General features: G+C 58.6%; 1 pseudogene. It reads right to left on the reverse strand.

The window, feature by feature from the left end:
• Positions 1-237, reverse strand: a pseudogene (locus tag SB786_RS37620) (ABC transporter substrate-binding protein); the annotation flags it as partial.

Raw genomic sequence — 237 nt, forward strand, 5'->3', positions numbered from 1 at the left:
TTGTTGACCACGCACAGATCGACGAGCAACAGCACCGGACCTTCCTTCGGATTCACGTAAGCGACCGGAATGCCCTTGTCAGACAGATCGCCGACGGCAGTCGGCGTCAACGGAAAGAGACCTGCTTCGCCGGTCTGCACCATTTCCGAAATCTTCGCCGAGTTCGGCACGTATTCGACGACATTCGGGCCCACCGTGCTTGCCCATTTCGTGAAGCCGGGTTCGACGTTCTGCTCG

This window comes from Burkholderia sp. SIMBA_062 (genome assembly GCF_046534765.1).
Classification (GTDB): Bacteria; Pseudomonadota; Gammaproteobacteria; order Burkholderiales; family Burkholderiaceae; genus Burkholderia; species Burkholderia ambifaria.